Origin of the sequence: Streptomyces sp. NBC_01275, assembly GCF_026340655.1 — a bacterium.
GTDB lineage: Bacteria > Actinomycetota > Actinomycetes > Streptomycetales > Streptomycetaceae > Streptomyces.
In genome coordinates this window covers 5,454,674-5,465,315 of sequence record NZ_JAPEOZ010000001.1, presented here as the reverse complement: position 1 = coordinate 5,465,315, position 10,642 = coordinate 5,454,674, and the positions used below count along the sequence as shown (strand labels likewise).

5 protein-coding genes and 1 pseudogene are annotated in these 10,642 nt (G+C 73.2%); 2 read left to right on the top strand and 4 right to left on the bottom strand.

From position 1 onward, the window contains the following. Positions 1 to 224 precede the first annotated feature (224 nt). Positions 225 to 3,824 carry a DNRLRE domain-containing protein gene (locus tag OG562_RS24070; RefSeq protein ID WP_266401086.1) on the top strand — a complete coding sequence of 1,200 codons (3,600 nt, stop codon included), beginning with the start codon at positions 225 to 227 and terminating at the stop codon, positions 3,822 to 3,824. 86 nt (positions 3,825 to 3,910) lie between these two features. Here OG562_RS24070 and OG562_RS24065 read toward each other — a convergent pair whose 3' ends face one another. Then, positions 3,911 to 4,375: a hypothetical protein gene (locus OG562_RS24065; RefSeq protein WP_266409880.1), complete on the bottom strand. Its 465-nt coding sequence runs from the start codon at positions 4,373 to 4,375 to the stop codon at positions 3,911 to 3,913. On the opposite strand from OG562_RS24065, the pseudogene OG562_RS24060 reads away from it, so the two are divergent. Continuing rightward, a pseudogene (locus tag OG562_RS24060) lies at positions 4,364 to 4,819 on the top strand (MFS transporter); the annotation flags it as partial. The gene OG562_RS24065 and the pseudogene OG562_RS24060 overlap by 12 nt on opposite strands. A 28-nt stretch (positions 4,820 to 4,847) precedes the next feature. Here the strand turns inward: OG562_RS24060 and OG562_RS24055 are convergent. From OG562_RS24055 to OG562_RS24045, 3 genes are read right to left on the bottom strand one after another with little or no spacing between them, the layout of a single operon-like run. Next, positions 4,848 to 7,814 (bottom strand): tetratricopeptide repeat protein, encoded by a 2,967-nt coding sequence (locus OG562_RS24055; protein WP_266401084.1) that lies wholly within the window; start codon positions 7,812 to 7,814, stop codon positions 4,848 to 4,850. 3 nt (positions 7,815 to 7,817) lie between these two features. After that, entirely contained in the window at positions 7,818 to 9,206 is a 1,389-nt protein-coding gene (locus tag OG562_RS24050; RefSeq protein WP_266401083.1) for a hypothetical protein, read from the bottom strand. Continuing rightward, the gene (locus tag OG562_RS24045) at positions 9,206 to 10,570 is read right to left on the bottom strand and encodes a hypothetical protein (protein ID WP_266401081.1); all 1,365 of its coding nucleotides are present in this window, start codon (positions 10,568 to 10,570) and stop codon (positions 9,206 to 9,208) included. Before OG562_RS24045 ends, OG562_RS24050 begins: the two co-directional genes overlap by 1 nt. Between the last annotated feature and the right edge of the window lie 72 nt (positions 10,571 to 10,642).

The following is a 10,642-nucleotide window of genomic DNA, read 5'->3' as shown; positions in this document are numbered from 1 at the left end:
AAAGAACGGCAAAAATTCACGCCAACGCTCTTTGTGCGGCCGTTGCCAACACCCCGCCGTCCAAAGGGTGTTGATCTGGCCGGGAAGAGCTGTTCATACTCCAACCGCCCAATCCGGCGCGTCGCGCGCTCACCACGGCCTGTCACCAGGCCCGAGGGCAACCCGAAAGAGCCACGCCGTAGCGGCGCCGCCGCACCGCGGCCCAGCCTGTTGGAGAAGGGCCCTTGAGCGACCTCGACACCGCCACGGAACCAAGTCCCCCTGGCAGAAGGCGCGTCCGGCGCGCCCTGGCCGTCGCCGTCGCACTGGCGGTGCTGGCCGGCGGCGGCGCGGCGCTCGTCCTGCGGGACGACGGCACGACCGCCTCCGACGCGAAGACCAAGCGCGCCGCTCAGCCGGTCGACGAGGACGAGGCCCAGCGCCGGGCGCGCAGCACCGGCGACCAGGTCGAAGTCGCCACGCTCACCGACGAGTTCTCCACCACGTACGCCAACCCCGACGGAACGTTCACCTACGAGGCGTCCGTCGCACCCGTGCGCGCGAAGAACGCCAAGGGGCGATGGGCGCCGATCGACACCTCCCTGCGCGCGGACGACGAGGGCTGGCACACCGTCAACAGCCCCTATCCCGTGACGTTCTCGGCGGGCGGGAAGGGGGGCGGGACGGCGAAGAAGGCCGGGGCGCGTGCCTCCGGGGCGACGGACACATCCGGATCAGGCAACTCCGGATCACGTAACTCCGGTTCGGCCACGACCGTGCAGGCCGCCGTGTTCCGCGCCGGCTCCGGGAGCAGCGGCACCGAGCAGATCGACGACGACGCCACCTCCTGGACCCCGCTGCTGACGATGACCGCCGAGGGCCACGAGATCGGGTTCGAGTGGCCCGGCACGCTGCCCGAGCCGGTGGTCGAGGACAACCGCGCGCTGTACGAGGGCGTGCTGCCCGGCGTGGACCTGATGCTGTCCGCACGGGACACCGGCTTCACCCACGTCCTGGTCGTCCACACGCCCGAGGCCGCCACGCGGCTCGCCGCCGACCCGCCGCGCTACCGCGTCACCTCGCCCACCCTCTCCTTCACCCTCGACCCCGGCACCGACGTGCTCATGGCCAAGGACAAGGACGGCACGGAGACAGCCGTCTCCCCCACCCCCTTCCTGTGGGACTCCGCGGGCGCGCACGACACGGACACCGCGTCCGCCGATCCGGACGCCGCGACCGGCGCCAACGAGGACCCCGAGGTCGTAGAGAAGGCCCCCGCGCGCGAGACCGACACCCCGGCCGACGAGGTGCCGAACGAGAACCCGGACGCACCGCGGACCACCGAGCCGGGAGCGGAGGAGGCGGGGGCCGAGGACGCAGGGGCCGAAGATGCGGGGGCCCAAGATGCGGGGGCCGAGGACTCCGGAGTCGACCCGGTCGCCTACGAGGCGGCCGGCGCCGCGAGCGACACGCTCGCCCTGCCGGCCGTGAACGGGCCCGGCGAAGGCGCCCACGCGACCGAGGCCGCGGCGGCCTTCGAGGACGGCGTGCTGACCGTCACCCCGCCGGGCGCCTACCTGGCGGACACCGAGGACCTGACCTACCCGCTGTTCCTCGACCCCTCCACGACCGGCATCCGCGCCAACTGGACCACGGTCTACAAGCGCTACCCGGGCTCCAGCTTCTACGACGGCGCCAACTACAACGAGGACACCAAGGAAGCCCGCGTCGGCTTCGAGAAGCAGACCTGGGGCACGGCCCGCTCGTTCTTCCGGATGAAGCTGAAGAACTCCATCAAGGGCGCGGACGTCTCCAGCGCCACCCTGAAGGTCCTGGAGACCCACTCCTGGTCCTGCAGCAAGCGCACGGTCCAGCTGTGGCGCACCGGCGACTTCACCTCCAAGACCACCTGGAACCGCCAGCCCGACTGGAAGCGGAAGATCACCTCCAAGTCCTTCGCCTACGGCTGGAAGTCCAACTCCTCCTGCCCGGACGCCAACGTCAACTTCACGGTCACCACACTCGCCCAGGACGCCGCGGACGACGGTCTGACCAGCTTCAACGTGGGCCTGGTGGCCTCGACTTCGTCCTCCGCGCCGACGGGTTCCTCCAGCAGCCTGGAGACGGACACCTACTCCTGGAAGAAGTTCCAGGCCGAGGGCGGCGGTTCGCCGACGCTGTCGATCACCTACAACCGGAAGCCGAACACCCCGACGTCCGTCACCATGAGCCCCGGCTCCTGCGACACCAGCGCCTCGCCGTACATCAAGGTCGGCAAGGCCGACACGATCACCATCAGCGGCAAGGCCACCGACCCCGACGGCGTCCTCTCCAAGCTCGAGTTCGAGCTCTGGCAGACCGGCAAGGCCGACACGACGAAGAAGACCTTCACCAAGTCCATCGCCAACGGCGAGGTCGGCGGAGTCTCCATCAGGTCGTCCCTGACCACCGGCGTCACCTACTCCTGGCGGGTACGGGCCTGGGACGACAAGGCCAGCAGCGGCTGGGCGCCCACCGGCGGGGACGGCGTGTGCCGCTTCACCTACGACACCGACCTGCCCGACTCGCCCGCCCCCGTCGTCTCCACGGACTTCCCCGGCGACGACGACGGCAACAGCGTGCCCGACGTCTGGTCCGACAAGCCCTTCGGCAACTCCGGCAGCTTCACCTTCGCGGTGGGCTCGTCCTCCGAGACCGACATCGTGAAGTTCGTCTGGTCCATCAACTCCACCAACTACGCCGGCTATGCCTGCGCCGGCGGTTCGCAGGGCACCTCGGGCGGCCTCACCAAGTCCTGCACCACGGCCGTCAAGACGGCCACCGTCACCGGCATCAAGCCGCCCTCCGCCGGCCCCAACACCCTGTACGTCAAGTCGGTCGACACGGCGGGCAACATCTCCCCCAACGCCCGCAAGTACTTCTTCTACGTCAAGCCCCGCTCCACCGCCGACGGCCCCGGCGACCTCAACGGCGACGGCACCGCCGACTTCGCCCATGTCACCGCCGCCGGCAACCTCTGGATCGACTCGGTGTCCCAGAACGGCGACTGGATCTCCAGCGCCTTCGGGACGCACGACAAGGGCACCCTGATCAAGGACGGCGGCACCGCCCCGCACATCTGGAACGGCGCCGACACCTACGCCCTGGTCACCCACAACGGCGACTTCGCCCCCGGCGACGGCGTCACCGACTGGGTCATCCGCACCCCCGACGGCCGGCTCTTCGTCTACCCGGGCGACGGCTACGGCGCGATCGACGTCAGCAAGCGCATCGAGGTACGGCTGCCGGCCAACGCCCCCGACCCGTCTACCTTCTCGGAGATCAAGTCCGCGGGCGACATCACCGGGGACGGCCAGCCGGAGCTCTTCGTCGCAGGCGGCGCGGCCGGCGCCGAGCTGTGGATCCTCAGCGGCTACAGCGGCGGTTCGTTCAGCGAGGCCACCCAGATGACGACCACCTCCTGGGCGGACGCCGACCGGGACTTCGTGGCCATCGCCGACTACAACGGCGACGGCGCGGCCGACATGACCTACCGCACCGCCGCCGGAAACCTCGTCCTGCGCAAGGGCATCCTCGACAGCGACGGCGTGGGCACCGTCCTCAAGAGCCTGGGCCAGTCCGGCTGGAGCCTCGACGGCGACGACACCTACGCCGCCGGCACCTTCACCCGGGCCGCCTTCCCCAAGCTCTACGGCAGCCCCGACACCGCCGCCGACGGCCTGCCCGACATCTGGGCGACCAACGCGGCGGGCGCCCTGCTGCTCTACGAGGGCGGCGCGACCGCCGTCGGCTCGGCCACCACGCTGAGGTCCAGCGGCTGGGACACCATCAAGCAACTGGGCTGACGCCCGCGCCCGAAGGGCTGTGCCCCCTCACCCTCCCCGGGTGAGGGGGCACAGCCCTCTCCCCCGGCACAGCCCTCTCCCCCGAGTCACGGTGACCAGGAGCGTGCGGGCCGGGCGGCCCCACCTGGATCTACGGCAGCGAGGATCCGGCCGTCGGTGTCGATCCGGGTCCAGGGGCCGTCGTAGGAGGCGTCGTCGGTGTTGAGGATGACCTCGGCGGTTCCGTCGCGGAACGGCGTGACGCTCAGGAACCGGGTGCCCATCGGGATCCGCCACCGCCCCTCGGCGCCGATCAGACCGTAGGAGCAGGGGGCGCCGTCCTGCTTCTCGACCCAGCTCAGCTCCAGATCCGCCGCGCTGTACGGCGGTTGCGCGCCGTCGGTGCGGCCGCTGAGGGAGTAGTCGAACAGCCGGTGGGACTTCGACGAACCGACCCTGGCGGACTCCCTGAGGGACGCGCTGTCCCCTCCGCCCGCCGCCGGACCGCTGACGGTCGACGAGGTGTTCGAGCGGGTGGCCAGGGGGCACTGCCCCGAGGGACCCAGCTGCACGCGTCCCCGGTGTGGTCGGCGGGCATCTTCGTGGCCAACACCGTGCTGGTGGTCGCCCTCCAGGTGCCGGTCACCGTCCTGCTGTCCCGCTACCCCCGGCGGACCGTACTGGCCCTGGCCGGCGTGGTCCTCACCGTGTCGTACCTCGGCTTCCTCGCCGCCGCCTCACTCGGCGGCGGCTGGGCCGCCCCGGCCGTCGCCGCGGTCTCCGTGCTCTGCACCCTCGGCGAGATCGTCTACGCCGGCAGCGCCACGGCCCTGGTCACCGCCCTCGCCCCGCCCCACGTCCTGGGCCGCACCCTCGCCCGCTTCCAGCTCTCCACCGGCTTCGGCCTCGCCGTCTCCCCGGCGGCCATTACCGCCCTCGCCGCCCACAGCCCCGCCGCCCTCTGGGGCTCCCTCGCCGCCACGACCCTCCTCTCGGCCGCCGCCGTCGCACGCTGAGCCGCTCACCGGTCGTCGGCGTTGCAGGTCATACGACGATGCAGGTCATCGCCGCCCACAACAGGGGCGAGTGCTCGATCCGGCCCCCGGTGCGCCAGTGGTCGAGCTGCTCGCGCTGCCAGCGGCCGAGCCGGTCGACGGGGTCGGGGTCCTCGTGGGCGGCGTCGACGGCGATGACCGCCTCCGACAGCGGGCGTACGGACTCGGGCAGACCGGCCAGCCGGTGGAAGGCGAAGCTGGTCGGCAGCACCCAGCGGGTGGCGGTGACCAGCTCGGCGCCGTTGTGGATCATCGCCGTCGCCAGGCCGAACGACTCGGCGAACCGCAGATCGCCGCCGCTCTGGCAGCCGATCAGCGCGACCCGCGGCGGCGCGGGCCAGATCCGCGCCCCCGGCTCGCCGTCCGCGCGCAGCGGAAGCGTGCCCAGCAGAAGGTCCTTGGCCGACAGCGGCCGATGGGTGCGGACCGGTTCCGCCAGGCCGACGGTCTGCGGGCCGCAGCTCAGATGGAGCGTGCCGTCCTCGCTCTGCCCGCCCTCGACCGGCGCGCCGCTCACATGCCCGACGTACATCAGCCTGCGCGCTCCCTCGCGGAGCGCGCCGCTCAGCCAGTCCCGGTCCAGGTCGGTGCGGCGGAAGGCCTCCGCCGGGGTGGCGACGGACGGTACGACGGCGCCCGCGTCGAGACGCCGCTGGACGAACGCCAGCAACTCCGGATCCGAGCCGGGCGGCCCCAGGACCGAGCCGAGCGGGGAGTCGGCCCGGAATCCGGGCACGCGGGGGTCGAGGACGAGGACGACCGTGCCGGTACCGGCGTTCGCATCGGTGTCCGCGGCTGTGTCCGTGTCCGTGTCCGGCTCCGGCTCCGGCTCCGGGGGTGTCGCGCGACGCTGCCGTCGCAACGACGTCGGCGCGGTGGTCACCACGTCCGCCAGATCGATGAGCCGTACGTCGGTCCCGTCGTCGACGGCCAGCAGCTCCCAGGGGACCTGGGCGACCCGGGGCGACGGCTGGATCCGTACCAGCGGACGGCCCGCCCGCTCCGACACCTGGCGGATCTGCGCCGTCAGCCCTTCCGGCCACAGCGCCTCGGCCAGCTCCCGCGCCAGCCGGCGTTCGGTCCGGTGCTCGGCCATCGCGCCCGAGTCGAACGCCCGCCGCATCCCCTCCGCTCCGCTGTCCGCTCCGTCGCCCGTGCCCGGCAGCGCGTCGGCCAACGCCCGTACCGCCCGGTCGACTTCGGTGCCGGGCCCGTGACCGGTGCCGAACCCCCGGGCCCCGCCGGCCCACGTCCAGGTCATGAACAGGTCGCCGGCGTCGGCCAGCCGGACCTGGACCACCGGGCGGCTCGTCAGGTCCTCGGTGATCCAGAACGGCGTCTCCTCCTCGTTCACGATCCGCCGGTGATAGCGGAACTCGGCCGCCGCGATGTACTCCTGGAGCGCGACGCGGCCCGGGCCCGACTGCGCCGACATCCGCACCTTCGGCGGCGGCGCCACGCGCAGGCCCGCGGAGGCGGCGGCCTCCGCCGCGACCCCCCCGAGCGTCATCGCGGCGTCGCCGTCCTCGGGGTGGCCGTACGCCTTCATGGCCGCACTAGGGAAGACCGACGCCCGGTCCCCGACCGGCTCGGAGGGCGGCGTACGGTCCAGGGCCAGCGAGGCGCCCGCGCAGCGGTGTTCCGCCAGCTCGAAGAGCAGGCCCTGGTCCTGCCGGCGTATCGCGAGGCGGAAGACCAACTCCATGGCTTTGTCCGCCAGTTCCAGCCACTGACTGCGCGCGTGGGCGGTGACGAAGTCGAAGCGGGCGGCCTCCAGGGCCAGCGCTGCGGGGAGGGCGAGGGAGAGCGCGTTGTCGATGGACTCGCGCTCGCGCTCGCCGTGGTCCGTCCGGTTCAGGTTGTCCTCGAGGGTCCTCGCGAGCATGAGGTCGACCTGTGCGCACCGCTCGTACACCTCCCGCTCCTGGTACACGTCCCGGGCTTCCTGGGCCAGCCGCTTCATCTCGTCGACGTCGCCCCGGTCGTACGCGTGTTGGGCGCCCAGCAGCATGGTGTCGGCGGCGGCGATCGAGGCGCCGAGCCGTTCGAACCGGGCCAGGCTCGCCGCCAGCAGGTCCTCCGCGCCCGTCGCGTCGCCACGCCGGCCGGCGAGAAAGCTGCGGGCCTGCTCGCAGACCGCCAGATCGCCGAACCGCCCCTGCCGTTCGAAGAACGCGGACGCCTCCGCGAACAACCGCTCCGCGAGGTCGAGTTCGCCCCGGTGCATCGCGTTGTACGCCCGGTGCGCGAGCAGCGACTGCAGCTCACCGGTGTCCCCCCTCGCCCGGAAGTGGTCCTCCGCGCGGGCGAAGTAGTCCTCGGCCGCGTCGAACCGCCCGGTCGAGGCGCAGATCAGACCGAGGGCGATCAGCAGCCGCGCGATGGGCTCCACGGCGGTCGTCGGCGTGGTGGACAGCAGCGCCGTGGCCTGCTCCTCGGCCGCTCCCCACTCGCCCCGGTCGATCAGCAGATGCACCCGGTTCAGGCCGAGTTCGGCGGTGCGCAGTCCGTCGGGGTCGTCGAACTCGGGCAGCCTGACCGCCGCCTCGTCGAGACAGGCCAGCGCCTCGTCCAGCCGCCCGGTCCTGCGCAGCAGGTCGGCTCGGGCGAGCAGCGTCCTCAGCAGCATCTCCAGCCACAGTTGACGGCCGCGCGGCCCCATCGGCGCCGACGCGATGCCGTCCAGCAGGGCACGGGACCGCTTGTCGGCGTCCTCCGCCTCGACCAGGTTCGTGGCGGTGAGCTGGACGCTCGCGATGTTCGCCAGCAGATGCGCCCGCAGGAACCGCACGTCGGGCGAGTCCTCGAAGGACTCGGCCACGGTGAGCAGCTCCTCGTAGACGGCGAGCGCGGCGGCGTGATCGGCGGCCGACTGAAGTTCCTCGGCCCGGGCGAGAGCACTGTCGAAGGGCTCTCCGTACATCGGCGCCACCGCGTCGACCTCCTCGTCCGGCATCCGTCAGTAGTCCTCACCCGTGGCGGCGGCGACGATCTCGGCGAGGAACGGCCCCGAGGAGGCGTCGTGCGGCGATCCGTCGTGCAACGAACCGTCGTACGGGAGGGGTTGGGCCGCGGTGGCCAGCCGCCGCCGGGCCAGCGCGCGGATCGCGTCGCGGTCGGCACGGCCTTCGGAGCCCGGACCCGGGTCGAATCCCGGCAGCAGCACCCCCACCTCGAAACGCGGCGGTACGGCACCGGCCGAAACGTACGGATCCAGGTCCGCCCGGCCGGTCCACATGTCGTTCCGCCGGGCCAGGGGCACCCGTCTCCGGGGGCCGCCGTCCACGCGGACCTCCGCCGCGAGGGGCGCCCCGGCGGTGGGCGCGGCGATGTGCGCGACGACCTCGACCTCGATCTGCCGTCGCGCGCCGAGTGCACGAGCGGTCCAGGACACCGCGGTCTCGGAGGCGTCGACGAAGCCGGGCGGATAGCGGCGCCAGTCGTTGGTCCCCGGCCCACGGGCGATCACCCGGCCGCCCGCGACCAGCGGTTCGCCCGCTGCGAGGGCGTAGCCGTCGACGGGCCGCGCGAACAGCGCGCCGGGATCGACCGGCGTACCGGCGGGACGGCGTCCGTCCAGGTCCCGGTCCTGGTCCCGGTCCCGGTCCCGGTCCCGGTCCCGGTCAAAGTCCAGGCCGAGGTCCAGGCCGAGGTCCAGGCCGAGGTCCAGGCCGAGGTCCAGGCCGAGGTCCAGGTCCAGCCCGGCGGCGTCCGCCGCGTCGTCGAGCAACCGCAGGACGCCCTCCAAGTGACGTGCGGTGTCCGCCGGTTGCGGTGCCGTGCGCCACCACTCGACCAGCGGGTCGAGGGCGGCCCGATGGTCCTCGATCAGTTCGGCCGCGCAGTCGTCGGGCTGGTCGCCGAAGTCGTCGAACAGCTGCTGGCACCGGTGGGTGAGCGCGGCCAACTCCAGTCCGAGCACGTCCGGTTCGAGCGCCGGTATCCCGTCCGCGTACGACGTCGGCCACCAGCGGGCCGCCCAGTGCCCGAACCCGAGCCGGGCGGCGGCGCCCGCGAGAGCGGTCGGGTCGGCGGCCGCTCGTACGGCGTCCGGGGGCCCCGAGGCGCAGTCGTGGACGGCGGCGGCGACGCGCTCGCCGTAGAGCGCCCACAGCCACTGCTGCGCCCGCCCCACGTCATGCACCTCCGCCACCGGCGGACCCGGGTCGCCGAGGACCGGCCAGGTCAGCACCGCTCCCGCGACGTCGAGGACGGCACGGGTGAAGTCGGGGCCGACGGCGCCGAAATCGTCGTAGGCCTCGGTCTGTCCGAAGGCGGGACCGGCGGCTACCCGGATCGTGCCGTCCTCGCCCCGGGTGACGTGGACGTCGACGTGGGCCCCCGCCATCACGCGCTCCTCTGTTCCACGGCTTCCGCCGACAGTGTGCGCAGCGCCGACCGGACCCTGGCGCGGTGGTCCATCATCACCGAGCGGGCGACCCCGTCGAGCACCGCCCAGGCCGACGCGAGGTCCCCCAGCGGTGCGTCGCGGACGTCCCGCCCGTGCAGCCGCACCCACAGCCGCCGCATGTAGGCGGCCCAGGGGGTGCGGAGGTCCTGCGCGAGGGCGTCCAGGACGCCGCCGTCGGGGTCGGGGCGCGGAGAGACGGTCATTCTGCGGGCTCGCAGGACCGAAGCCTCCCGTCGCCAGCGGCTGTTGACGGCCCGGTGCGCCGCGGTCCGTCCCGGCGCGGGCTCCCCGGCGCCCAGCGGGTCGAGGCCGACCGCGAGCCGGCCGCCGAGGAGCAGGGCGACGCGCAGGCTCTCGTCGTACAGGCCGAGTGGGGCGCAACTGCGGCCGGCCTCCCGCCCGACGAGTTCCGGCGCCGTCGGCAGTTCCTCGCGCCGGGCCGACGACTGCAGCACGACGAAGAGCCGCTCGAAGAGGGTGCGGTCCAGCGGCGCGGGAAGGGTGGCCGTCGACGCGCCCCGGCCGACCTCCGGACGCGGCGGCACCGGTCCCTCGGTCAGCCCCAGATGGGCCGGCAGATCGTCGCGGCCCCAGACGCCGCTCGCGTGCGCCCACAGGGCCCGGCCGAGCAGGCCGCCGTGTCCGGCCTCGACCATGGCCGCGTACTGCGGCGAGTTCCGTGTTCCGCCCGGCGCGCCGCAGGCCTCCAGGACCTCGGCCGCCCGTGCGACGACCACCGTCGCGTCGGCGGCCGGGGCCGGCCGACGGCTCTCCCAGGCGGTGGCCAGCTCCGCGTCGAGCCGGGAGCGCCGGACGGGGTCGGCCAGACAGCCCTTCAGCGCCTCCACCGTGCGTCCGTCGGCCGTGTCCGCCATGTCCTCGACCACGGCCCTGGCCGTCGCCTCCGCGTCGGCCGAGGGCGCGCCGTGCTCGGCGGCCAGCTCGAAGCACCGCTGGAAGTAAAGGTCCTGGGGGTTGCCCGCCACGATGCCCAGCGCCCGACGGACCCTCTTGAGCAGCGTGAACCACTGTGCCGTCGCCTCAAGTCGCGTACCGGACTCCCGGATCAGCGCGTCGAGACGTGCGGCCTGCGCCGGTCCGAGGAAGTCCACCGCGAGTTCGGGGTGCAGCGTCGGCCTGACGATCAACGGCAGCACGATCAGCTTGACCGTCCGGGTCAGCGGTGCGCCGCCGGGGCCGCTCAGCGGCTCAAGACCCGGCCCGAGGCCACGCCAGGCGTGGTCGATGACCAGGGCTCGCGGTCGGCGCTCGCCGGTCGGCTGGCTCGGGGGCGGCGGCATGTCAGGAGCGTACGTCGTCCGGAAACGGGCGGGCGAACCTGGGATCGGTAGGCGCGGACGGTCCCCTAGCGT